Source organism: Blastococcus mobilis (genome assembly GCF_900188025.1).
In the GTDB taxonomy this organism is placed as follows: domain Bacteria; phylum Actinomycetota; class Actinomycetes; order Mycobacteriales; family Geodermatophilaceae; genus Blastococcus_B; species Blastococcus_B mobilis.
Map to the genome: position 1 here is coordinate 1 of NZ_FZNO01000002.1, position 23,902 is coordinate 23,902.

Consider the following 23,902-nt stretch of genomic DNA (forward strand, 5'->3'; position numbering starts at 1 on the left):
CGAAGTGGTGTCTTGGCGGACGCCCAACACCTACCTCACGGCCGGTGCGGGCAGGGGGCCGCCACCTCAACTTCTACGAGACCCGGGACAACCTCCGCTGTCGAGCCAGCTCTCTCATGACGACTGAGACACCGACGCGGCCGGCAATGTCTGTCATCTCGAAACCGTCCCACGGGCGGGCCGAGGCGCCGCGTGGGCCGCAGCCTTTGCAGATCGGCGAGATCAAACCGATGGCCACCGTTGCCCGAAGCACTCCACAGTCGGACATCCACGGCGTCCTCCGCCACTCCCCGTCTTTGTCCCAGCGATGGCACGTCTGTTGCCGCCCGTCAATCCCACACGACTTCGAGCGCCTGGGTCATGCATCTCGTGACCTCGACCAGTGAGGCTCTCTCGCCGCGCGTCCAACACCCCTCGAACAGGTCATCTCCGCCCCCGATCCTGCGGCATCGCTAGAAGCTGCGGCATCGCGTTGTGCGCGTTGAGTAGACGGCGTACGGACTTCCGCGGGGTCTTGTCGGAGGTTATGTACGGCTGACCGGACAAGCTGGCCCGCATGCGCCGGCTCGATCTTGACCGCCAGAGCCGAAGGCTTCTGGTCGACCGCGTACCGCCCGCATCGGGCCATCCCCTAGCGTCCCTTGCATGCGTGCTGTGCAGATCACCCGTTTCGGCGGGCCCGAGGTCCTCGACATCGTCGACCTGCCCGACCCCACCCCAGGACCGGGACAGAAGCTCTACGAGGTGCAGGCCGCAGGAGTTAACTTTGCCGACACCCACCAGATCGAGAACTCCTACCTGGCGGCGCAGGAGCTGCCGCTGGTTCCGGGTGCCGAGTTCGTCGGCACGCCGGTGGGCGGCGGGCAGCGCGTCGTCGGGCTGCTCGACGGCGGCGGCTACGCGGAGAAGGCCGTCGCGCACGACGTCCTGACCTGGCCGGTCCCGGACGGCGTCAGCGACGAGCAGGCGCTGGCCGTCGTCCTCCAGGGGGCGACCGCCTGGCACCTGCTGCGCACGAGCGCGCACATGGCCGAGGGCGAGTCCGTCGTCGTGATCGCCGGCGCCGGCGGCGTCGGCAGCCTCGCCGTCCAGCTGGCCAGGCACTGGGGCGCCGGCCGGGTGATCGCCACCGCCTCCAGCCCCGAGAAGCGGGCACTGGCCGAGGACCTCGGCGCGCACGCGACCGTGGACCCGGCCCTGGCCGACGACGACCCGAAGACCTTCACCGGAGCGCTGCGCGAGGCCAACGGCGGCAAGCCGGTCGACATCGTCCTGGAGATGACCGGCGGCAACGTGTTCGCCGGCTCCCTGTCCGCGTTGGCCCCCTTCGGCCGCCTGGTCACCTACGGCATGGCCGCACGTCAGGAGACGACGGCGGTGCCGCCGGGCGCGCTGATGCAGAAGAGCCGGGCCGTCATCGGTTTCTGGCTGGCCCACTGCATGGCGCGCCCGCGGATGCTCGACGCCGCGATGAACGAGCTGCTGCCGATGGTGGCCGACGGCGTCCTGAAGCCCGTCGTGGGGGGCCGCTACCCGCTGTCGAACGTCCGCGACGCCCACCAGGACCTGCTCGCCCGCCGCACGACCGGCAAGCTCGTCCTCGACCCCGCGCGGTGACGGACTCTCGGTACAGGAAGTCCCGGGAACCGAGGGAGTTCCTGTACCGAAAGTCCCCGATCAGACGAGGCGGTTGGTCCAGAGCAGGCTGAGGACGGCTCCGAGCAGGGCGAGCAGGACGCCGGCCCGCACGAACCAGTAGCTGATGTCCTGCGGCTCCGTGGTGTAGCCGATCTGGCTGCCCAGGTCCGCGTAGACCTCTTCGAGCTCGGCCGCGCTGGCGGCTTGGCTGAAGCTGCCGCCGGTTTCGTCGGCGATCTTCTCCAGCGTCTCGCGGTCGACGGGTACCGGCACGGTCTCGCCGTCGAGGTCGAGCGTCCCGTAGTCGGTACCGAAGGCGATCGTCGAGACCGGCACCCCGGCGGCGCGGGCGGCGTCGATGGCCTGGGTGTCCTCCCGGCCGACGGTGTTGTAGCCGTCGGACAGCAGCACGATCCGGGCCGGAGCCGCCTCCTCCTCGCCGTCGTCCAGCGACGACTGGAAGTTCTCGATGGTGGTGAGCGAGGTGAACACCGCCTCGCCGATCGCGGTGGCCTCGGCGAGGTCGAGGTTGTCGATCGCGCCCGCCAACTGCGCACGGTCGGTCGTGGGCGGCACGACGGTGGTCGCAGTCCCGGCGAACGAGACCAGGCCCAGGTTGATCCGCTCGGGCAGGACGTCGACGAACTCCTTGGCCGCGGTCTGCATCGCACGGAAGCGGTCGGGCTCGATGTCGGTGGCCTGCATCGACAGCGAGACGTCCACGGCCATCACGACCGTCGCCCGCTCGCGCGGCACCCGCACCTCGGTGCTGGGCATCGCCAGGGACACGACCAGCGCGGCCAGACCCAGGGCGACGACGCCGAACGCCAGATGGCGCCGCCAGCCCGGGCGCTTGGGCACGATCGACCCGAGCAGCGCGACGTTGGTGAAGCGCGCCGCGTAGGCCTTCCGGCGCATCTGCAGCAGGACGTAGAAGACGACCAGCGCCACGACGGCCAGCAGTCCCAGCAGCCAGAGCGGTGCCTGGAAGGTCATCGGGAGGCCCCTCCGCTGCCGGCACGCCGGCGGTCGGCGACGAAGCGAACCACGTCCATCAGCCAGTCGCGGTCGGTGCGCAGCCGCAGGTGCCCGGCGCCGGCCCGGCGCAGCGCGGCGGCGACCTGCTCCCGCTGGGCCGCCGCCCCCTCGGCGAACCGGGCACGGAACTCCGCGTCCCCCGTGGGCACCTCCAGGGTCTGGCCGCTCTCCGGGTCGACGACGGTCAGCAGTCCCACGTCGGGCAGCTCCAGCTCCCGCGGGTCGACCACCTCGATCGCCAGCAGCTCGTGCCGGGTGCCCAGCCCGCGCAGCGGCCGCTCCCACTCGCTGTCGCCGAGGAAGTCCGAGATCACCACGACCAGCCCGCGCCGGCGGTGCGGCCGACGCAGCGTCTCCAGGGCGGCGGCCAGGTCACCACGGCGCCCGCTCGCCGCCCGGGGAGTCGCAACCACCGAGCGCAGCAGGCGCTCGGCGGCCAGTCGGCCGGCCATCGCCGGATAGCGGTCCAGCCGCTCCCCTGTCGTGACGACGGCGCCGAGCCGGTTGCCGCCGTGCACGGTCAGGTGCCCGACCGCGGCGAGCCCGGCGATCGCGAGGTCACGCTTCTGGCAGTTCGCGGTGCCGAAGTCCAGGCTCGCGGAGAGGTCGACGACGGCCCAGGTCTCCAGCTCGCGGTCGGCGATGGTCTCCCGCACGTGCGGCACCTGGGTGCGCGCGGTGACCGGCCAGTCCATCCGCCGGACGTCGTCCCCCGGGTGGTAGGTGCGGGAGTCCCCTGCCTCCGAACCCGACCCGGGGACGAGCCCCAGGTGGTCGCCCTGCAGCAGGCCGTCGAGCCGCCGCCGCACGGTGAGCTCCAGGCGGCGCAGCAGGACGTCCGCCGGGCCGTCGGTGAAGCGCGGCGGGGCCCCGCCGCCATCCCTGGGCTCCGCCCCGGACCCCGGCGTGGCCGGGTGCAGCAGGAGCCCCGGGTGCTGGGGCGCCGGCTGGGACGGCTGGGCGGCGCGGCGACGCAGGATCACGCCGGGTGCGGCCCGTGGGCGTAGCCGTTGGCCGCGGGACCGGCCGGGGGGCCCTGCGGGCCGGCGGCCTGCGGTCCGGATCCGTTCGGCGGCCCCGCCATCTGGGGCCCGGGTGCCGGCTGGCGCGGGCCGAAGTGCGGCACCTGCGGCCCGCCCGGGGTGCCCGGCCCGAACCCGGTGGCGTTCTGCCGGGGAGCGACCTGCGGCATGGGCACCGTCTGCACGATCCGCTTCACGATGTGGTCGGCGGGGACTCCGTCGGCCAGCGCGTCGTAGGAGAGCACCAGCCGGTGCCGGAGCACGTCAGCAGTGATGTCGAGGACGTCCTGCGGGAGCACGTAGTCCCGCCCACGCACCAGCGCCAGCGCCCGGCTGGCGGCGATCAGCCCCAGCGACGCACGCGGGCTCGCGCCGTAGGACACCCACGTCGCGACGTCCTCCATGCCGTGCTCCCGGGGGGTGCGGGTGGCCACGACGAGGCGGACGACGTAGTCGACCAGCGCGTGGTGGACGAACACCTGCGAGGCGGTCCGCTGCAGCCGGCGCAGCTCCTCGGCGCCGAGCACCGTCTGGGCGACCGGCGGCTCCGAGCCCATGCGGTAGACGATCTCCCGCTCCTCCTCCGGGCTCGGGTAGTCCACGAGCACCTTCATCAGGAAGCGGTCGCGCTGGGCCTCGGGCAGCGGATAGACGCCCTCGGACTCGATCGGGTTCTGGGTGGCCAGCACCAGAAAGGGGTCGGGCAGCGGATGCGTGACGCCGCCGATGGACACCTGACGCTCGGCCATGACCTCGAGCAGTGCCGACTGCACCTTCGCCGGTGCGCGGTTGATCTCGTCGGTGAGCACGAAGTTGGCGAAGACGGGGCCGAGTTCGGTGTCGAAAGCGTCCTGTCCGGCCTTGTAGATCCGGGTGCCGATGATGTCCGCCGGCACCAGGTCGGGCGTGAACTGGAGCCGGGCGAACTTCCCGCCGACGGCGGTGGCCAGCGTCTCCACCGCGAGCGTCTTGGCGACGCCGGGCACCCCCTCGAGCAGCACGTGGCCGCGGGCGAGCAGCGCCACGAGCATCCGCTCGACGAGACGGTCCTGACCCACGATGACCCGCTTGATCTCGAACAACACCCGTTCCAGCCGGGCCGCGTCGGCCGACGGGGGAACGGGCGATCCGGCGCCCGCGGGCGGAGTACCGATCGGGGTGCTGGCAGCGCTGCTCACGCCACCTCCTCGCTGGCGCTCGTCCGCCGCGTTCGCGGCGCTGCTGTCCTCATCGGTTCGCTCGCAAGCTCGCTCACGGGCGCTCCTCGCTGGCGCTCGTCCGCCGCGTTCGCGGCGCTGCTGTCCTCATCGGTTCGCTCGCAAGCTCGCTCACGGGCGCTCCTCGCTGGCGCTCGTCGGCCGCGTTCGCGGCGCTGCTGTCCTCATCGGTTCGCTCGCAAGCTCGCTCACGGGCGCTCCTCGCTGGCGCTCGTCGGCCGCGTTCGCGGCGCTGCTGTCCTCATCGGTTCGCTCGCAAGCTCGCTCACGGGCGCTCCTCGCTGGCGCTCGTCCGCCGCGTTCGCGGCGCTGCTGTCCTCATCGGTTCGCTCGCAAGCTCGCTCACGGGCGCTCCTCGCTGGCGCTCGTCGGCCGCGTTCGCGGCGCTGCTGTCCTCATCGGTTCGCTCGCAAGCTCGCTCACGGGCGCTCCTCGCTGGCGCTCGTCGGCCGCGTTCGCGGCGCTGCTGTCCTCATCGGTTCGCTCGCAAGCTCGCTCACGCGTGCTCCCTGGTCGTGCCGGCCGACGGCCGCCCGGTGGGAGCGGCTGTCGACGGGGCGGCAGGACCGTCCCCCGTGCCAGTGTCCTACACCGGCTGAACCGGTGACTGGGCGCGCGGAGAGAGTTGCCTGAGGAGTTCCTGGGAGACTTCCGTGACGCGGCCACAAGTCTGCCCGGGGGGCACGCTGACTGCTAGCCTTGCCACGCGTCGGGCAGCTCCCCCCGTGGCTGCCCGACGCCTTGACGTCTGGCGCCGGTGCCCTGTCCCGGCGGCCGCCCGCGCCCCGGATCCGCCGTCAGGCGCTGGGCCGCACGGCGCCGGCGTAGCCCTTCCACCGCATGTCGGAAGTCTTGACGACCGAGCCGCTCTCCGGCGCCTCGAGGATGCGGTCCCCGCCCAGCCAGATGGCCACATGGTGAATGGTGCCCGGCGCCGAGACGTCCGTGGCCCAGAAGACGAGGTCGCCGGGGCGCAGGTCGTTGCTCGAGACCTTGGGCAGCGAGGCGTACTGCGCGCGGCTGTTGCGCGCGATCGTGACGCCCGCCTGGCCGTAGGCGTACTGCGTCAGGCCGCTGCAGTCGAACCCGATGACGCCCTCGTCCGGATCCTGGCCGGGCCCCGGCCCGCGCGTACCGCCGCCGCCCCAGGCGTAGGGCGTGCCGCGGTAGGCCATCGCGGCATCGATCGCCGCCTGGGCGGCGGAGGTGTCCCCCGCTCCGGCCGGGGTCGGGTTGCCGGCCGGCGTGGGCGCGATGCCGGCCGCGGGCGGCGTGACCACCGGACGGGTGATCTCGGCGGTGCGGTCCGCGGCAGCCCGCTCGCCGACCAGCTGCTGCAGCTCCACCTGGGCGGCGGCCAGCTCGGTCTCCAGCTGCGCCTGCTCGGTGGTCAGCGCGGCGGCCTGCTCGCGTGCGTCCACCTCGGCGGCCTTGGCGACCGCGAGGGCGGCGGCGGCGTGCTCCTGCAGGCCGGCCGCGGTCTCGACGCTGGTCCGCGCGACCGTCTCGGCCTCGGCGGCCTGCGCCTGCAGCACCGTCACCCGGTCGAAGACGTCGGACCGGTGCGCGCCCGCCGCCTCGAGCAGCGCGGCACGCTGGATCAGCTCGCCGGGATCGGCGGCGGTGATCAGGGCTGCGGCCCCGGGGTACGTGCTGCCCTGCATGTAGCTGCGGCGCGCGAAGGCAATCACGTCGGTGCGGGCGGCATCCAGGTCCGCGGTGGCCTGCGCGGCCTCGGCGGCGGCGGCGTCGGCCTCCTGCTGGGCGACCAGGTAGGCGGCCTGCGTGGCCTGGTACTCGTCGAGCGCGATCGCCGCGTCGGCCTGCGCGGCGTCCACGACGTCCTGTGCGGCGGTCAGCCGGTCCGACAGTTCGCGGATGCGCGTGGCGACGGCGTCGGCGGCGGCCTGCGCCGCGGCGATCTCGCTGTCGCTGGGCCGTCGGGGGTCTGCCTGCGCGACCGACGGAGTCAAGCCGAACGTCAGGGCCGCGGCGACGGCGACACCGCCGACGCGCAGCGCAGTCCGGACCCGGCGGGACCGCGTGCCGGCGTCCGCCCCATGGCGAGGCGGCCGCACGGACGCGGTCTGCCTACTCCTGTCCACTGATCCGACCTCTTCCGACGCTCCCGACCCGGAGGCCGGTGCCACTCGACACCGACGGCGCCCGGCAGGGCGCCACCATGGTCAGGATCGACCGGTACGAGCCACCCGTTGAGGGCGTCTCACCCTTCAGGGGGAGACGACCCGCACGGGCGATCCGCGGCGCGGTCCCGCCCCCCGGGAGCCCCGAGCCCCCAGGGGGCACCAGGAAGGGGTCCTTCGCTCAGTTGACCTTGCGCTCCGAGTCCTGCCAGAACGCCTCGCGGAGCTTGAACTTCTGGATCTTGCCGGTGGCGGTGCGGGCCAGCTCGTCGCGGAACTCCACCCGCTTGGGCACCTTGTAGCCCGCGATACGGGCCTTGCAGTGGGCGATGATGTCGGCCTCGGTGGCCTGCTCCCCCTCGGCCAGGACGACGATCGCGGTCACCAGCTCGCCCCACTTCTCGTCGGGGATGCCGATGACGGCGGCCTCCGCGACCGCCGGATGGCTGAAGAGCACGTCCTCCACCTCGATCGAGGAGACGTTCTCGCCGCCGGTGATGATCACGTCCTTCTTGCGGTCGGAGATGGTCAGGTAGCCGTCGTCGTCCAGCACGCCGCCGTCCCCGGTGTGGAACCAGCCGCCCTCCAGGGCCTCGCCGGTGGCATCGGGGTTCTGCCAGTAGCCGGCCAGCACGGTGTTGCCCTGGGCCAGGACCTCGCCGGACTCGCTGATCGCCAGCCGGGTGCCCAGGGCGGGCACGCCGGCCCGCGACAGCAGCCTGGCCCGCTCCTCGGGGTCCAGCTCGTCGTACTCGGCACGCGGCCGGTTGATGCTGATCAGCGGAGCGGTCTCGGTGAGGCCGTAGATCTGGTTGAACTCCCAGCCGAGCTCGGACTCGACGCGGGCGATGGTGCGCGAGGGTGGCGGAGCGCCGGCGACCACGATCCGCACCCGGTCGCGCCCGGGGAGCTCGCCGTCCCACTCCGCGGCGGCCTCGAGGACGGAGTTCCAGACGGCAGGCGCCCCCGACATCATGGTCACGCCGTGCCGCTCGACCCGGCGCAGGATCTCCGCCCCGTCGACCTTCCGCAGCACGACCTGCGTGGCCCCGAGGCCGGCCATCGTGTACGGCAGGCCCCAGCCGTTGCAGTGGAACATCGGCAGCGTGTGCAGGTAGACGTCGCGGTCGCTCACCTGCATGTGCATGCCAAAGGTGACGGCGTTGACCCACAGGTTGCGGTGGGTCATCTGCACGCCCTTGGGCCGGGCCGTCGTCCCGCTCGTGTAGTTGATGGTGGCGGTGGCGTCCTCGTCCGGCGCGGACCACGGCCGGGGCTCGGTGTCGAAGCGGAGCAGCTGCTCGTACTCCTCCCCCGTGCCGAACCGGTGCTCGGCCTCCACCCTCTTGAGCGAGGACTCGAGCTCGGGGTCGACCAGCAGCACGCGGGCACCGGAGTGCCCGACGATGTAGCTGACCTCGTCGGGCGCGAGCCGGAAGTTGATCGGTACCGCCACGCGTCCGGACGACGGCACCGACAGCAGCAGCTCCAGCAGCCGTCCGGCGTTGTGGCTGACGATCGCCACCCGCTCGCCCTCGCCGATGCCGAGCTCGTCCAGTCCCGCCTGCAGCGCTCGGCCGCGGCGGGCGACCTCCCGGTAGCTCACCTCGCCCAGGGACGGGGCGGGCTGTGTCGGCTCGTCGATGATGCCGGTCCGGTCGCCGTAGACGAGCTCGGCCCGGTCCAGGAAGTCACGGGTGGTCAAGGGCACGCGCATGCCGGCTCCCGGGGGCGTGGGCCGGACGGCGCCGGCCGCTCGTGGTGGTCCCCGTCACGCTATCCGCCGGGACGGCCGACGACGAGGTGTGCGTCTGCGTTCAGGAACCGCCGGACAGCAGGCGCGGCAGAGCCGTGCCGATGGGCTCACGGACGACCAGGTCGACGATGTCGTCGTACGGCGTGGGCTCGGCGTTGACGACGACGATCCGTGCGCCGGCGCCCGCGGCGAGATCGGTGAGTCCCGCAGCGGGGTGCACGGTCAGCGACGTCCCGACGGCGAGGAAGACGTCGCAGTCGGCCGCGGCCTCGGCGGCGGCGCCGATCACCTCGGGGTCGAGCATCTGACCGAAGCTGATCGTCGCCGACTTCAGGATCCCGCCGCAGACGAGGCAGGCCGGGTCGGGGTCACCCGCGTCCACCCGCTCCATCGCGCTGTCCATCGTCGTCCGGTCACCGCACGACAGGCACTCGACCTCGTGGATGGTCCCGTGCAGCTCGAGGACGACGTCCGGCGACGAGCCGGCCCGCTGGTGCAGCCCGTCGATGTTCTGCGTGAGCAGGGCCCGCAGGCGGCCCTGCCGTTCGAGGTCCGCGAGCGCTCGGTGGCCCGCGTTCGGCGCGATGTCCCCGACCCGCAGGTCGCGGCGCATCCGCCAGGCCCGCCGTCTGATGTCCGGATCGCTCACGTAGTAGGAGAGCGTCACCAGCTTCTCGGCGTCCGGGTCGCGCGTCCACACCCCGTTGGGTCCGCGGTAGTCCGGGATGCCGCTCTCGGTGGAGATCCCGGCGCCGGTGAGGGCGACGACCCGGCGCCCCCCGGTCAGCCAGTCGGGCAGGACGTCTGGAACTGCTCCGGTCACGCACCCACCGTAGGCAGCGAGTCCGCCGGAGGTGTTTCCCCGACCGTGATGGAGGTCACCGGGTGAGGGAAGGGGTGCCTCACCCGATGCATCCGGCGCTGGGCTGGGATGATCGGACGTGGACACGAGCGCGACGAACCAGCCGCGACGAACCAGCGAGGGGTAGGCGCAGAGAAGTGGCAGCCAGCAAAGACAGCTTCGGAGCGCGATCGACGCTCACGGTCGACGGCACCGACTACGACATCTACCGGCTCGACGCGGTGGAGGGCGCTGGGAAGCTGCCCTTCAGCCTGAAGGTCCTCCTCGAGAACCTCCTCCGCACCGAGGACGGCGCCGACATCACCGCCGACCACATCCGGGCGATCGCGAACTGGGACCCGTCGGCCGAGCCCGACCAGGAGATCCAGTTCACCCCGGCCCGCGTGGTCATGCAGGACTTCACCGGCGTCCCCTGCATCGTGGACCTCGCGACCATGCGCGAGGCCATGGCCGAGCTGGGTGGCGACCCGCAGAAGATCAACCCGCTCGCCCCGGCCGAGCTGGTCATCGACCACTCCGTGATCGCCGACGTCTTCGGCACCCCGGAGTCCTTCGAGCGCAACGTCGAGATCGAGTACCAGCGCAACGGTGAGCGCTACCAGTTCCTGCGCTGGGGCCAGGGTGCCTTCAGCGACTTCAAGGTCGTCCCGCCCGGCACCGGCATCGTGCACCAGGTCAACATCGAGCACCTGGCCCGCGTCATCTTCCCGCGCCAGGAGGGTGACCGCGTCGTCGCCTACCCCGACACCTGCGTGGGCACCGACAGCCACACCACGATGGTCAACGGCCTGGGCGTCCTGGGCTGGGGCGTCGGCGGCATCGAGGCCGAGGCGGCCATGCTCGGCCAGCCGGTGTCGATGCTCATCCCCCGCGTCGTCGGCTTCAAGCTGACCGGCGAACTGCCGGACGGCGCGACCGCGACCGACCTCGTCCTCACGATCACCGAGATGCTCCGCGAGCACGGCGTCGTCGGGAAGTTCGTCGAGTTCTACGGCGCCGGCGTGTCCGCCGTCCCGCTGGCCAACCGCGCGACGATCGGCAACATGAGCCCGGAGTTCGGCTCCACCGCGGCGATGTTCCCCATCGACGAGGAGACCATCACCTACCTGCAGCTCACCGGCCGCAGCGAGGAGCAGGTCAAGCTGGTCGAGGCCTACGCCAAGGAGCAGGGCCTCTGGCACGACCCGTCCCGCGAGCCCGCGTTCTCCGAGTACCTCGAGCTCGACCTCGCCACCGTCGTCCCGTCGATCGCCGGCCCGAAGCGCCCGCAGGACCGGGTTGCCATCACCGACGCCAAGACCGCCTTCCGCGCCGCGCTGACCGACTACGTCCAGGACGACCAGACCGGCGGTGACGACCGCAAGCACGGCGTGCCGGCCAACCAGCAGCCCTACGGCGTCGAGTCGGTCCAGGACGAGGCCTCGGCGGAGTCCTTCCCCGCGTCGGACCCGGCGACCCCCGCGCCCGGAGCCGGCTTCGGCAACGGTGAGGCCGGCAAGCCCCACCACTACGAGAACGATGCCGTGTCCGGCCGTCCCTCGAAGCGGACCCCGGTGGTCATGGAGGACGGCACGGAGACCTCCATCGACCACGGCTCCGTGGTCATCGCCGCGATCACCTCCTGCACCAACACCTCGAACCCGCAGGTCATGATCGGCGCCGCACTGCTGGCGAAGAACGCCGTCGAGCGTGGGCTGACCAGCAAGCCGTGGGTGAAGACGACGCTGGCCCCCGGGTCGAAGGTCGTCATGGACTACTACGAGAAGGCCGAGCTCACCCCGTACCTGGAGAAGCTGGGCTTCTACCTGGTCGGCTACGGCTGCACGACCTGCATCGGCAACTCCGGCCCGCTGCCCGAGCCGGTCAGCCAGGCGGTCAACGAGGCCGACCTCGCCGTCGTCTCCGTCCTCTCGGGCAACCGCAACTTCGAGGGCCGGATCAACCCCGACGTCAAGATGAACTACCTGGCCTCCCCGCCGCTGGTCATCGCCTATGCCCTGGCCGGGTCGATGGACGTCGACCTGAACAACGACCCGCTGGGTCAGGACCCCGAGGGCAACGACGTCTTCCTGCACGACATCTGGCCCTCCCCGCAGGAGGTCCAGCGGGTCATCGACCACGCCGTCTCCGCGGAGATGTTCAGCAACGACTACGCCGACGTCTTCGCCGGCACCGAGCAGTGGCAGGCGCTGCCCACCCCCGCGGGCGACACCTTCGAGTGGGACCCGCAGAGCACCTACGTGCGCCGTCCTCCGTACTTCGAGGGCATGCCCGCCGAGCCGGCCCCGGTCGAGGACATCACCGGTGCCCGCACCCTCGCGGTGCTCGGTGACTCGGTGACCACCGACCACATCTCGCCGGCCGGCTCGATCAAGCCCGACAGCCCCGCGGGCAAGTACCTGCGCGAGCACGGCGTCGAGCGCCGCGACTTCAACTCCTACGGCTCCCGGCGCGGGAACCACGAGGTGATGATCCGCGGCACCTTCGCCAACATCCGGCTGCGCAACCTGCTCGTCCCGGGTACCGAGGGTGGGGTCACGAAGAACCACCTGACCGGCGAGACGACGACGATCTACGACGCCTCCCAGGCCTACCAGGAGGCCGGCATCCCGCTGGTCGTGCTGGCCGGCAAGGAGTACGGCTCGGGCTCGTCGCGTGACTGGGCGGCCAAGGGGACGGCACTGCTCGGGGTCAAGGCGGTCATCGCCGAGAGCTACGAGCGCATCCACCGGTCGAACCTGATCGGCATGGGCGTCCTGCCGCTGCAGTTCCCGGAGGGCCAGAACCGCGAGTCGCTCGGCCTGACCGGCGACGAGGAGTTCACCATCACCGGCGTCACCGCGCTCAACGACGGCGAGACGCCGCGCACGGTCAAGGTGAAGGCGGGGGACGTGGAGTTCGACGCCCGCGTCCGCATCGACACCCCCGGTGAGGCGAACTACTACCGCAACGGCGGGATCATGCAGTACGTCCTGCGCTCCCTCCGCGGGACCGTCTCCGCCTGATCGGGGCCGCACCATGGATCTGGGGCTGGGCGGTCGCGGATACCTGCTCACCGGCGCGAGCCGGGGACTGGGGTTCGCGACCGCCCGTGTCCTGGTCGACGACGGCGCCCGGGTCCTGGTCAGCTCGCGATCCGCCGACGCCGTCGATGCCGCGGTGAAAGAGCTGGGTGGCGCACCCGCCGCCCACGGGTCGGCCGCCGACCTGGCCGACCCCGACGCCGCCGAGCGACTGGTCGCCGAGGCCCGGGAGCGGCTGGACCGGATCGACGGCGCCCTGATCTCCGTCGGTGGCCCGAAACCGGGCACCGTGCTCGAGACGGCGGAGGACGACTGGCGGGCCGGCGTCGACAGCGTTCTGCTCGGACCCCTGCGGCTGGTCCGGGCCTTGGTCCCCCATCTCGACGACGGCGCCGCGATCGGTTTCGTCCTCTCCACCTCCGTCCGCCAGCCCATCGGCCACCTGGCGATCTCGAACGGCCTCCGACCGGGGCTGGCGATGACCGCCAAGGCGCTCGCCGACGAGCTGGGCCCCCGGGGCATCCGGGTGTTCGGCCTGATGCCCGGCACGATCGCGACCGACCGGATAGCCGAGATCGAGGCCGCCTCCGGGGACGCCGAGGCGATGCGGGCCCGCACCGAGGCCGGTATCCCGCTGCGCCGCGTGGGCCGGCCGGAGGAGTTCGGCCAGGTGGCTGCCTTCGCGCTCTCGCCTGCCGCCTCGTACCTGACCGGGACGATGATCCCCGTCGACGGTGGCGTCCTCCGCGCGCTGTGAACCATCCGCCCGGACCCCCGGTGCTCATCGCCTGCGCGCACGGCACCCGCAACCCCACCGGCCGCCGGCTGATCGCCGAGCTGGCGCTGGCCGCCCGGACGCAGCGGCCTGGGCTGATCACCACCGCGGCCTTCGTCGATGTCCAGCCGCCCACCGTCGGCGACGTCGTCGCGGAGTTGTCCGCCACCGGGCGACCGGCCGTCGTCGTCCCGCTGCTCCTCTCGGGCGGCTACCACGTGCACGTCGACATCGCGGGCGCGGTGGCCGCCGCACCTGGGACGGTCGCCGCCCGGCCGCTCGGACCCGACCCGCGGCTGGTCGAGGTGCTGCACGACCGCCTGCTGCAGGCGGGAGCCGATCCCCGCGACCCACTGACCGCCGTCGTCCTCGCCGCGGCCGGCTCCAGCGATCCACGCGCGGTCGCGGACGTCGGGGACACCGCTGACCTCCTGCAGCGCTCCTGGGCGGGCGCGGTCACGACCGGCTACGGCTCTGCCGCTCAGCCCCCTGTGCCGGACGCCGTCGCGGCTGCTCGCCGGGGCGGCGCCGAGCGGGTCGTGGTCGCCGCCTACCTGCTGGCGCCGGGGCACTTCTACGACAAGCTGGCCGGAGCGGGCGCCGATGCGGTGACCGCACCACTGCTGCCCGACGAGCGGATCGCCGCCGTCCTGCTCGACCGCTACGACGCGGCACTGGTGGCGGCGGGGGCCTGAGTCAGGCCTGCCACACGAGTACCTGGTCGCCCAGGACGAGGACCAGCACGAGGAACAGGGCGGCCCCCACCGGGATCGCCGGCGTCCACCAGGAGCGGCCTACCGCCCACCGGACCAGGAAACGCCGCGAGCACGAGCCAGAGGATCCACAGCGGGATCAGCGCGTAACCCGGGACCACCAGCCCACTGACCAGGGAGAAGTACCCCACGACCAGGTGGGCGAGCCCGGCCAGGACGGCGAGGAGGAGCGGCCCGGTCGAGCGGGCGGTGTCGGTCTGCACGCCGGGAGTATGGCGGCGCCGGAGGGTGCTCAGGCGGAGGTGATCATCGGCCGGTGGCGGCCGGGCGGTCGGGATCGGCCGCCCACTGCGACCACGACCCGGGCCACAGCGCCGCCTCGATGCCGGCGACGGCCAGCGCGGCGACCTCGTGTGCGGCCGTGACGCCGGAGCCGCAGTAGACACCGACGTCCGTGCCGGGTTGCACCCCCATGGCCGCGAACCGCGCCCGCAGCTCGGAGGCGGGGCGGAACGTCCCCTCGACGGTGAGGTTCGCCGTCGTGGGGGCGCTGACCGCACCCGGGACGTGCCGGGCGCGCGGGTCGACCGGCTCCACCTCGCCGCGGTACCGCTCGCCCGCCCGGGCGTCCAGCAGCACCCCGGACGACGGCAGCGCCGCCGCCTGATCGATCGAGAGGACGGGCAGGCCGCCCCCGGTCAGGGTCACGTCCCCGGGCTCGGGGACCACGTCGCCGGTCGCCACCGGTCCCCCGGCCCGCAGCCACGCGTCGAGGCCACCGTCCAGCAACTGCACGTCGGCCACCCCACCCCACCGCAGCAGCCACCAGGCACGGGCCGCCGCGAGGCCGCCGGTCGCGTCGTAGGCCACGACGGCGTCGCCGTCGCGGATCCCCCACCGCCGGGCCGCTGCCTGCAGTCGCTGTAACGACGGCAGCGGATGGCGTCCCTCCGCCGCCGACGGCGGGTCCGCGAGCTCGTTCCCCAGGTCGACGTAGACCGCTCCGGGCAGGTGCCCGTCGAGGTAGCGCGCCCGCCTGGGGTCGTCGCCGAGCGCCCAGCGCACGTCGAGCAGCACCGTCGGGCCGCGGTCACCCGCCAGCAGGTCGGTGGCGGAGACCAGCACGCTCACCGCGGCGTGAGCAGGCCGCGCAGTTCCTCCGTGAGCGCCTCGCGCTCCTCCGGGAAGCCGTGGAAGGCGGCCGGCGTCGACTGGAAGAGCGAGATCCGCCAGCGTCCGGATCCCTCGTCCACCGCGACGAGCGTGTGCACCGTGTGCAGGTCCGGGTCGAGGTCGCTGCTTCCCGGGGGGATCATCCCGGCGTGTGCGAGCAGCACGGCCACCCCCGGTGCGATGGGCCGCACGGACCGGATGATGCCGACGTAGGCGGGAGTCTGGTGGCTGCCGAAGATGGCGCGCAGGTCGGCGGCAATGGACAGCCGACCGCGATGGTGGCTGCCGTCGAAGCCGATGATGTCCCCGTCATCGGCGAACCCGGCCGCCACGGACGCGCCGCTGCGCCGGTTCCACCCGTCGAGGAACTGGTGGTAGAGCGCGCGGATCTGGGCGTCCTGCGGATGTGCTGCGGTCACGTGTTCTCCTCGCTGGCGCTCGTCGGCCACGTGCCAACGGTGCTGCGTTCTTCGGCGTGACCCTCGAGCTCGGTCACGCTGTCTCGAACTCCTCTTCCGGTACTGGGACAGGAGTGACGGTAGTGCTCAGGCCGCCTCCACCGTTCGACGCTCGCCGTCGGCGAACTGCGTCCGGTAGAGGTCGGCGTACCGCCCCCCGAGTGCCAGCAACTCATCGTGTGTGCCCGACTCCGCAACGCGACCACCGTCGATCACCAGGATCTGGTCCGCGCTCCGGATGGTGGACAGCCGGTGGGCTATGACCAGCGATGTCCGGCCGGTGAGCGCGGTGTCCAGAGCATGCTGGACGGCGACCTCGGACTCGCTGTCCAGGTGCGCCGTCGCCTCGTCGAGGATGACGATGCCCGGGCCCTTCAGCAGCACACGGGCGATCGCCAGCCGCTGCTTCTCACCGCCGGACATGCGGTACCCGCGGTCTCCGACGACCGTGTCGAGCCCCTCCGGCAGCGACCGCACGAGCGCCGCGATCCGCGCTCCCTCCAGTGCCGACCAGAGCTCGGTCTCGCTCGCCTCCGGGCGGGCGTAGAGCAGGTTCGCCCGGATGGAGTCGTGGAAGAGGTGCGCGTCCTGGCTGACCACGCCGATCGAGTTCCGGAGCGACTCCAGCGTCGCCGCCCGGACGTCGACCCCACCGACCCGGACCGCTCCGCCCGTCACGTCGTACAGCCGCGGGACCAGGTTCGCGATCGTCGACTTGCCGGCGCCGGAATGACCGACCAGCGCCACGAGGTGCCCGGGCTCGACGCGGAAGGAGACGTCGTGCAGCACGTCCACCGGTCCCCCGTGCTCGGGCAGCGACACTTCTTCCAGTGACGGCAGCGAGACATCGGTCGCCGACGGGTAGCTGAAGGACACCGCGTCGAACTCGATCGAGCGGTCGCCGGTCGGCACCGGGACGGCGTCGGGCGCCTCGCGGATCATCGGTTCCAGGTCGAGCACCTCGAAGACGCGGTCGAAGCTGACCATCGCGCTCATCACGTCGACACGGACGTTGGCCAGCGCGGTCAGCGGCCCGTACAGCCGCGACAGCAGCAGGGCGAGGGCGACGACGTCGCCGGCGCTCAGGGAGCCGGTGAACGCCAGCCAGCCACCCATCCCGTAGACCAGCGCGGTCGCCAGCGCAGCGACGAGGGTGAGGGCGGTGAAGAACGTGCGCCCGTACATGGCCGACAGGACGCCGATGTCGCGGACCCGCGCCGCCCGCCCGCGGAAGGACTCCGCCTCTGCCGAGGGGCGGCCGAACAACTTGACCAGGAGCGCGCCGGCCACGTTGAACCGCTCGGTCATCGTCGCGTTCATCGAAGCGTTGAGCCCGTAGGACTCCCGGGTGATCTCCTGCAGCCGCCGGCCGATCCGCCGTGCCGGCAGGACGAACAGCGGCACCATCACCAGCGACAGCAGCGTGATCTGCCACGACAGCGTCAGCATCACCCCGGCGGTGAGCACCAGCCCGATCACGTTCGAGACGACGCCCGACAGCGTCGAGGTGAACGCCTGCTGGGCCCCGATGACGTCGTTGTTGAGCCGGCTCACGAGTGCGCCGGTCTGGGTGCGGGTGAAGAACGCGACCGGCATGCGCTGCACGTGCTCGAAGACCCGGCTGCGCAGGTCGTAGATGACGCCCTCGCCGATGCGGGCGGAGAACCAGCGGGTGGCGAGGGAGATGCCGGCGTCGAGCACCGCCAGCCCGGCGATGAGCAGCGCGATGCGGACGATGTCGCCGGCCGTGCCTTCGAGCCCGGCGATGCGGTTGATGATCTGCCCGGCCAGCAGCGGGGTGATCACGCCGATCAGCGACGACCCGACCACCAGCAGGAGGAAGAAGGTGAGCTCGCGCCGGTAGGGCCGGGCGATGCCGAGGATCCGGCGCACCGTGCCCTTCGGCAGCTCGCGGGCCGTCACCGAGGGGTCGCGCCGGAACGACCGCATGGCGGCCATGGAGGTCATCGATGAACTCACGTCCACACCGCCTCCTTTCCGTCGTCCGGCCAACATCGGGGGTGGCCGGGCTGTTCCGGAGGCAGTCTGTCAGCGCCCTCCGACGAGTTCCTGCAGCCGCAGGACCTGCGCGGCACGTTCGGCGGCGTCCTGTGCGGCGGGGTCGTTGCGGACCGCCGAACGGACCAGCGCCGCGGTCGCCCGGCTGGCGGCCACCGGCACGGCGGTCAGGGCCGCCACGAGGTCGGCGACGGTGGCCTCGAGTTCGGCGACGGGGACGACGACGTTCGCCAGCCCCAGCGCCTGCGCCTCGGCGGCCTTCACCGCACGCCCGGTCAGGCAGATCTCCATCGCCCGCGAGTAGCCGACCAGCTCCATGAGGGTGCTGGTGCCGGTCAGGTCGGGCACGAGACCCAGGGTCGCCTCCGGCAGCCGCAGCTGCGCGTCGTCGGCGAGGACGCGCAGGTCGCAGGCCAGCGCCAGCTGGGCGCCCGCGCCGATCGCGTGCCCCTGCACCGCCGCGACCGAGACGATGCCCGGGGAGCGCAGCCACCGGAAGCCCGCCTGGTAGGCGCGGATCCGCTCCTGCGACTCCTCGGCCGGCAGTCGCCCGAGCTCGCCGAGACCGCCGTCCGTGGAGGGGTCGGCGCTGAACATGCTGCGGTCCAGGCCCGCGGAGAACGACCGCCCCTCACCACGCAGCACCACGACGCGCACGTCCTCGTCCAGCGAGGCGCCCACCGCGGCCAGTGCGGTCCAGGTGGCCGGTGTCTGTGCGTTGAGCTGGTCCGCGCGATCGAGGGTGACGGTGAGGACGGCACCGTCCCGGCTCGTGCGGACCCAGCCGTTGTTCTCGAGATCTGAGGAGGTCACGCGCGCGCCTCGCTGACGCTCGGCGGGCGCGTGCCCCGGGGTGCTCTGTCTACTGGCTCGTTCGCAAGCTCACTCACGTCTTCTTACTATTCCGGTTGGCCCCACCGCGGCTGCGCAGTGTGGCCCCGGACTCCGAGAGGAGGCGGTGGACGAACCCGTAGGAACGGTTCGTGGACGTCGCGAGGGAACGGATGCTCTCGCCGCCGTCGTAACGCTGGCGGAGCTCGTCGGCCAGCGAGGACCGGTCCCCTCCGGTGATGCGCTTGCCCTTGCCGAGATCCGCAGTGTTCGAGTCCGCCATGACTCCCCTCCGTGTCAGCCGCCGGCCCACGTCACCACCGCTTGCGACCGGTCGGCACCGGCCCGGTGACGGCAGTCCGTCCCCCTGGGCGCCGCCGTCCCGCTGACCACGACGTCCCGGAACCCATGATCACCCACCCCCGGGTGGGCCGCGACGCGAAAGAGGACGGGATGGACCGTTCGCACCGCGCCGGACCGCCGACGACGCGCATGCCCTGCCGTCCCGGCGGTGCAGGAGTGGTACCGGACGCCGGACTGGGACGCTGCGGCGCGTGCCGACTTCGAGCAACGCCTCGGCCGTGCGAGGGGCTCCCGCCGCCCCCTGTACCTGCGGGGCAAGGCCTGGGCGCTCCAGCAAGCCGGTCACGTGGACGACGCCGTCGAGCTGCACGAGCGCTTCCTCCGCGAGCATCCCGATGAACTGGACGCGCCCTACGTGCAGGAACGCGTCTTCCTACATCGCCGGAGAGCAGCGCAGGCTCGACCGAAGGAGCGTCAGGCCAGCTCGACCAGGTCGGTGAGGTCCTCGCTCCAGGCGTCCTCGGTGCCGTCGGGCAGCAGGATGACCTTGTCGGGGTCGAGCGCCCGGACCGCGCCCTCGTCGTGGGTGACCAGCACGATCGCCCCGGTGTAGGTGCGCAGTGCCTCGAGCACCTGCTCCCGGCTGGCCGGGTCGAGGTTGTTCGTCGGCTCGTCGAGCAGCAGCACGTTGGCACCGGAGACGACCAGCGTCGCCATGGCCAGGCGCGTCCGCTCGCCGCCGGACAGCGTGCCGGTGCGCTGGTCGACCGTCTCGCCCGAGAACAGGAACGCCCCGAGGATGCGGCGCAGCTCGGTGTCGGTGCTGTCGGGCGCGGACGAGCGCATGTTCTCGAGCAGCGTGCGGTCCATGTCCAGGGTCTCGTGCTCCTGGGCGTAGTAACCGACCCGCAGCCCGTGCCCGGCCTTCACCTCACCGGTGTCCGGGGTCTCCGTGCCGGCCAGCATGCGCAGCAGCGTCGTCTTCCCGGCGCCGTTGAGGCCGAGGACGACGACCCGGGCGCCCCGGTCCACCGCGAGGTCGACGTCGGTGAAGATCTCCAGCGAGCCGTAGCTCTTCGACAGGCCCTCGGCGGTGAGCGGCGTCTTGCCGCAGGCGGCGGGGGTCGGGAACCGGAGCTTGGCGACCTTGTCGTGCACCCGCACCTCGGCCAGACCCGCGGCGAGCCGCTCGGCACGCTTGTCCATGCTCTTCGCGGCCTTGGCCTTGGTGGCCTTCGCGCGCATCTTGTCGGCCTGCGCGTTCAGCGTGTCGATCTTGCGCTCGGTGTTGGCCCGCTCCTGCTTCCGGCGCCGCTCGTCGGTCTCCCGCTGGTCGAGGTAGCGCTTCCAGCCGAGGTTGTAGATGTCGACGGTGGCGCGGTTGGCGTCCAGGTGCCACACCTTGTTGACGACGGCCTCGAGCAGCTCGACGTCGTGGCTGATGACGATGAGCCCGCCGCGGTGGCTGGAGAGGAAGCCCTTGAGCCAGGTGATTGAGTCGCCGTCCAAGTGGTTGGTCGGCTCGTCGAGCAGCAGGGTCTCGGCGTCGGAGAACAGGATGCGGGCGAGCTCGACGCGGCGGCGCTGACCGCCGGAGAGGGTGCGCAGCGGCTGGGCGAGCACGCGGTCGGGCAGGCCCAGGTTGGTGCAGATGCGGGCGGCGTCGCTCTCGGCCGCGTACCCGCCCATCGCGGCGAACTGGTCCTCCAGCCGCCCGTAGCGGCGCACCGCCTTGTCCCGCTCGTCGTCGTCGGCCGGCTCGGCCATCGCGACCTGCGCCTTGACCAGCTGAGCGCGCAGCACGTCGAGGCCGCGGCCGGAGAGCACCCGGTCGCTGGCGGTGATGTCGAGATCGCCGCTGCGCGGGTCCTGCGGCAGGTAGCCGATCTCCCCGACGACGTCGACCTTGCCGGCGTGCGGGACGCGCTCCCCGGCGAGCGTGGTGAGGGTGGTGGTCTTGCCTGCGCCGTTGCGGCCGACGAGGCCGATCCGGTCGCCGGGCTGCACGCGGAGGTCGGCGTCGCTGATGAGGATGCGGGCGCCGGCACGCAGCTCGAGGCCGGTCGTCGTGATCACTGATCCCAGGATAGGCGTCCCCGCGGCGATACTCCGCATGTCCCGGGCGTGACATCGGCGGCATCACCCGGCCGGGCGTGTTGCTGTGGATTCCATGTCGTCCCGGTCGCCGGCGGGCCAGGATGCGCGCATGGATCCGCGGGGAGGCGCCTGGGGGCCGCCGTGCCCGGTCTGCGGCAGTGCGGTCGGCGACATCGGTGCAGGCCCGTGCCCCGGATGGGCTGCCGGCCGCCGCGCGGTCCGCGGTGATCCTGGCGCGGATCGGGACGACGATGGGCGAGCTGGCCCGCGAGCGCGACGAGCTGCTGGCCACCACCCTCCGCGCCGCCGGGGCCACCTACGAGCGCCGTCGTCAGCAGGCGCGGGAAGCGGTCGCCCGGGTCGCGCAGATGCGCTGACCGGGTGCCCCGCTCCCCCGGCCGCCCTACGGTGGGACGGCCCGAGGGGAACGGAAGGGGGCGGGGATGAACCAGTCGGTCGGGACGGCGGCGCACCGTCCTCTGCCCTACCGCACCAGCCCTCCACAGGTCCTCCTCGGCGTCGGCGCGGTGCTGCTGGTCAGCGCGGGCGGCGCGGTCGCGTCGGCCTACGGCGGCGGTCCGGTCCGCGTCCTGCTCCTCGCGCTCGCGGCCGGTACGGCCTGGTTCTCCGTGCGCGCCGCCCGGACCGGACTGCGCAGCTCCGAGGAGACCCTCGCCGCGTGCACCGCGGGTCTCGCGCTGGCCGGCACCGACCTCGGCGGCCCGCTGCTCGGCGCGGCTCCGGGATCGGCCGCCGTCCTGGCCGTCGGCTTCCTGGGGCTGCACCGCGTCGCGCGCACCACCGTGAGCTGGCCGCTGGCGGCCTGGGGCGCCGCGCAGCTGGCCGTGCTCCGCGGGCTGGACGCGGTTCCGGACGTGCTGCACACCGCGGTCCTCCTCTCCGTGGCACTCATCGGGCTGGGCATCGCGCTGTCCGGACGGCGGGTCGTGGCGCGGGTCGCCCTCGTGACCACCGCCCCCTGGTGGCTGGCCGGGGTGGTGGGCGGGTCGTCGAGCGCCTGGACGGGGGCCGGTGCCGAGCGGTGGCTCTCTGCCGTGCTCGTGGTCGCCGCGGCGGGAGGTCTGCTGGTCGTCCGGGTGCGGGCGGAGCTCGAACCGCTCACGGGCCCGCCGGTCGCGATACCGGTGGTCGCGGGCGTCGTGGCGGGGGCCGCGGTCACCGGCGCGTTCTCGTCGCTGGGCACCGTCGCCATGACGCTGACGGGTTACGCCGGCGTGCTGCTCGCCAATACGGCCGCGGCCACGCTGACCGGCCGGCGGCGCGGGCTGTTCCTCCCGGTCGCGCTCGCCGCCGGCATCGTGATGGCCCTGCTGTGCATCGGCCAGCTCGTCGCCCGCGAGCGCTGGTCGGAGCTCAGCCTGCTGCTGCTCCTCACCGCGCTGCCGACGGTGCTGGTCGCGGTCCGCCGTCCCGACGACCGGCCCGTGGCGCTGCCCGTGGCCATCGGCTGCCTGGCGGGCGCCGCGCTGCTGGCGCTGCCCGACGGCTGGCTCGGGCCGGTCGGGGCCGCGGTGCTGCTGACGGTCCTCTACGGCGTCGCGATGACGGTGGGCGCCGGGCTGGACGCCACCTCGCGCAGCGCGACGGCCCGGGCGGCCGCGCTCTGCTCCCTGGCCGCCGCGGCGCTGCTCCGCGTCGAGGACGAACGGACCACCCTCGCCGTCCTGCTGGCCGTCCAGGGCGTCCTCACCCTCAGCTGGGCCTGGCGCACCGGCCGCACGCACAGCGCCGAGGAACCGCTGCATCCGACGTCCGCGACGGCCTGGCGGGGCGGGGCCGTCCAGCTCGTGGCCGCGGGCTGGTTCTTCGCCGCCGCCGCCGATCTGGCCGCGGTCGAGTGGTACTCCCTGCCCGCGGCGGTCGGACTGCTGATCGCCGCCGGGCCGAGGCTGGTGGACGGCCCGTCCTGGCCGGCCTGGGGTCCGGGGCTGCTCACCGCCGCCCTGCCGTCGGCCGTGCTGGCGGTGACGACGTCCGACGGCGACCGCGCCATGAGCGTCCTGCTCGTCGCCGCGGCTGTGCTGGTCGCCGGCGCACGGACGGGAGTGCGCGCGCCGCTGATGGTGGGGGCCGGGACGGTGCTCTTCCTGGGGCTCGGGTTCACCGTGCGGGCACTCCCCTGGCCCCTCGCGACGGCGCTCGTCGTGGGATGCGCTCTCCTGGCCCTCGGCATGCGGCGGGAACGCCGTCCGGTCGCCGGCTTCGGCGCCCGCCTCGCCGACCTGCGCTGAGCTACCGCCCGCCGGGACCGCACCGGAACGGTGCCGGCGGGCTGTATCCCGCCCGCGTGCGCATCGGGGCGTTTCAGGAACCGAAGAGGACCTCGGCTCCGACCGGGCGGTAGCCGGCGGTGAGGAAGGCGCGCAGCGACGCGGTGTTCGCCGGCGCCACCTGCGCCCACAGCGGCTCGGCCGCCAGGGACCGGGCGGCCCGGGAGAGCGCGGTGCCGAGTCCACGACCGCGGCAGTCCGTCTCGACCTCAAGGCTTGCTTCGAGCCGTCCGGCGACTCCCCGCCCGATGGTCAGGAGCCCGGCCCCGTCGGGAGTGGCCCAGACGCGGACATCGGTGCGGTGCAGGAACGCCCGCTGCACACGCGGGTGCGAAAGCCCTGTGGCGGACACTTCCTGCACCGGAATGTCCGTCTGAGGGACACCGCCGCCCGGTGGCGCGACGAGGACGGCGTCCAGCACTCCGGGCTCGCAGCCGACCCGGTCGGCGAGGGCCGCGAGGAACCGCGCACCGAGCGGCGCCGCGATCGGGTCGTGGGCCATCGCTGCGGCCACCCAGCGCGGGTCGACGTCGGCAGCCACG

General features: G+C 73.0%; 20 protein-coding genes. 6 read left to right on the forward strand and 14 right to left on the reverse strand.

From position 1 onward, the window contains the following. Positions 1–645 precede the first annotated feature (645 nt). Positions 646–1,617 (forward strand): quinone oxidoreductase family protein, encoded by a 972-nt coding sequence (locus CHB94_RS01815; RefSeq protein WP_089334896.1) that lies wholly within the window; start codon positions 646–648, stop codon positions 1,615–1,617. Between the two features lie 60 nt (positions 1,618–1,677). Here the strand turns inward: CHB94_RS01815 and CHB94_RS01820 are convergent, their stop codons facing one another. The 6 genes from CHB94_RS01820 to CHB94_RS01845 form a co-directional block, all read right to left on the reverse strand. Then, on the reverse strand, positions 1,678–2,634 hold the full coding sequence (locus CHB94_RS01820; protein WP_089334897.1) for a VWA domain-containing protein: 957 nt from the start codon (positions 2,632–2,634) through the stop codon (positions 1,678–1,680). Beyond that, positions 2,631–3,659, reverse strand: coding sequence for a DUF58 domain-containing protein (locus tag CHB94_RS01825; RefSeq protein ID WP_089334898.1), 1,029 nt, complete (start codon positions 3,657–3,659; stop codon positions 2,631–2,633). The genes CHB94_RS01820 and CHB94_RS01825 overlap by 4 nt, the downstream gene beginning before the upstream one ends. Continuing rightward, complete coding sequence (locus CHB94_RS01830) at positions 3,656–4,876, reverse strand: AAA family ATPase (protein ID WP_176445365.1); 1,221 nt, start codon at positions 4,874–4,876, stop codon at positions 3,656–3,658. Before CHB94_RS01830 ends, CHB94_RS01825 begins: the two co-directional genes overlap by 4 nt. A gap of 836 nt (positions 4,877–5,712) precedes the next feature. After that, on the reverse strand, positions 5,713–6,993 hold the full coding sequence (locus CHB94_RS01835) for a C40 family peptidase (RefSeq protein ID WP_089334899.1): 1,281 nt from the start codon (positions 6,991–6,993) through the stop codon (positions 5,713–5,715). Positions 6,994–7,240: 247 nt separating this feature from the next. Then, entirely contained in the window at positions 7,241–8,776 is a 1,536-nt protein-coding gene (locus tag CHB94_RS01840; protein WP_089334900.1) for an AMP-binding protein, read from the reverse strand. Between the two features lie 100 nt (positions 8,777–8,876). Continuing rightward, a complete protein-coding gene (locus CHB94_RS01845; RefSeq protein ID WP_089334901.1) occupies positions 8,877–9,638 on the reverse strand; it encodes an SIR2 family NAD-dependent protein deacylase in 762 nt (253 codons plus the stop codon). 176 nt (positions 9,639–9,814) lie between these two features. Here CHB94_RS01845 and CHB94_RS01850 point away from each other — a divergent pair, with 176 nt between their 5' ends. The 3 genes from CHB94_RS01850 to CHB94_RS01860 are packed head-to-tail and all read left to right on the forward strand — an operon-like array spanning position 9,815 to position 14,170. Then, the gene (locus tag CHB94_RS01850) at positions 9,815–12,682 is read left to right on the forward strand and encodes an aconitate hydratase (RefSeq protein WP_089334902.1); all 2,868 of its coding nucleotides are present in this window, start codon (positions 9,815–9,817) and stop codon (positions 12,680–12,682) included. Between the two features lie 13 nt (positions 12,683–12,695). Further along, positions 12,696–13,457, forward strand: a complete 762-nt coding sequence (locus tag CHB94_RS01855; protein ID WP_089334903.1) for an SDR family oxidoreductase — start codon at positions 12,696–12,698, stop codon at positions 13,455–13,457. Between the two features lie 20 nt (positions 13,458–13,477). Beyond that, positions 13,478–14,170, forward strand: a complete 693-nt coding sequence (locus CHB94_RS01860) for a sirohydrochlorin chelatase (protein ID WP_089334904.1) — start codon at positions 13,478–13,480, stop codon at positions 14,168–14,170. Here the strand turns inward: CHB94_RS01860 and CHB94_RS24380 are convergent. The 7 genes from CHB94_RS24380 to CHB94_RS01890 form a co-directional block, all read right to left on the reverse strand. After that, the gene (locus tag CHB94_RS24380; protein WP_141137398.1) at positions 14,137–14,451 is read right to left on the reverse strand and encodes a hypothetical protein; all 315 of its coding nucleotides are present in this window, start codon (positions 14,449–14,451) and stop codon (positions 14,137–14,139) included. The genes CHB94_RS01860 and CHB94_RS24380 overlap by 34 nt on opposite strands. A gap of 43 nt (positions 14,452–14,494) precedes the next feature. Then, positions 14,495–15,319: a sulfurtransferase gene (locus tag CHB94_RS01865; protein WP_217899128.1), complete on the reverse strand. Its 825-nt coding sequence runs from the start codon at positions 15,317–15,319 to the stop codon at positions 14,495–14,497. Continuing rightward, positions 15,316–15,780 (reverse strand): SgcJ/EcaC family oxidoreductase, encoded by a 465-nt coding sequence (locus tag CHB94_RS01870; protein ID WP_089334905.1) that lies wholly within the window; start codon positions 15,778–15,780, stop codon positions 15,316–15,318. The genes CHB94_RS01865 and CHB94_RS01870 overlap by 4 nt, the downstream gene beginning before the upstream one ends. Positions 15,781–15,906: 126 nt before the next feature. Next, positions 15,907–17,799: an ABC transporter ATP-binding protein gene (locus CHB94_RS01875; RefSeq protein WP_254920338.1), complete on the reverse strand. Its 1,893-nt coding sequence runs from the start codon at positions 17,797–17,799 to the stop codon at positions 15,907–15,909. Between the two features lie 69 nt (positions 17,800–17,868). Then, the gene (locus CHB94_RS01880; protein ID WP_089334907.1) at positions 17,869–18,651 is read right to left on the reverse strand and encodes an enoyl-CoA hydratase/isomerase family protein; all 783 of its coding nucleotides are present in this window, start codon (positions 18,649–18,651) and stop codon (positions 17,869–17,871) included. Positions 18,652–18,724: 73 nt separating this feature from the next. Then, a complete protein-coding gene (locus CHB94_RS01885) occupies positions 18,725–18,952 on the reverse strand; it encodes a helix-turn-helix domain-containing protein (protein WP_089334908.1) in 228 nt (75 codons plus the stop codon). A 494-nt stretch (positions 18,953–19,446) separates the two neighbouring features. Then, entirely contained in the window at positions 19,447–21,048 is a 1,602-nt protein-coding gene (locus CHB94_RS01890) for an ABC-F family ATP-binding cassette domain-containing protein (RefSeq protein WP_089334909.1), read from the reverse strand. A gap of 197 nt (positions 21,049–21,245) precedes the next feature. On the opposite strand from CHB94_RS01890, the gene CHB94_RS01895 reads away from it, so the two are divergent. Together CHB94_RS01895 and CHB94_RS01900 are read left to right on the forward strand one after the other, a co-directional pair. Beyond that, positions 21,246–21,446 carry a hypothetical protein gene (locus CHB94_RS01895; RefSeq protein WP_141137399.1) on the forward strand — a complete coding sequence of 67 codons (201 nt, stop codon included), beginning with the start codon at positions 21,246–21,248 and terminating at the stop codon, positions 21,444–21,446. Between the two features lie 66 nt (positions 21,447–21,512). After that, positions 21,513–23,321, forward strand: coding sequence for an SCO7613 C-terminal domain-containing membrane protein (locus tag CHB94_RS01900; RefSeq protein WP_089334911.1), 1,809 nt, complete (start codon positions 21,513–21,515; stop codon positions 23,319–23,321). 73 nt (positions 23,322–23,394) lie between these two features. Here the strand turns inward: CHB94_RS01900 and CHB94_RS01905 are convergent, their stop codons facing one another. After that, positions 23,395–23,901 (reverse strand): GNAT family N-acetyltransferase, encoded by a 507-nt coding sequence (locus CHB94_RS01905; protein ID WP_217899130.1) that lies wholly within the window; start codon positions 23,899–23,901, stop codon positions 23,395–23,397. Position 23,902: the final 1 nt, after the last annotated feature.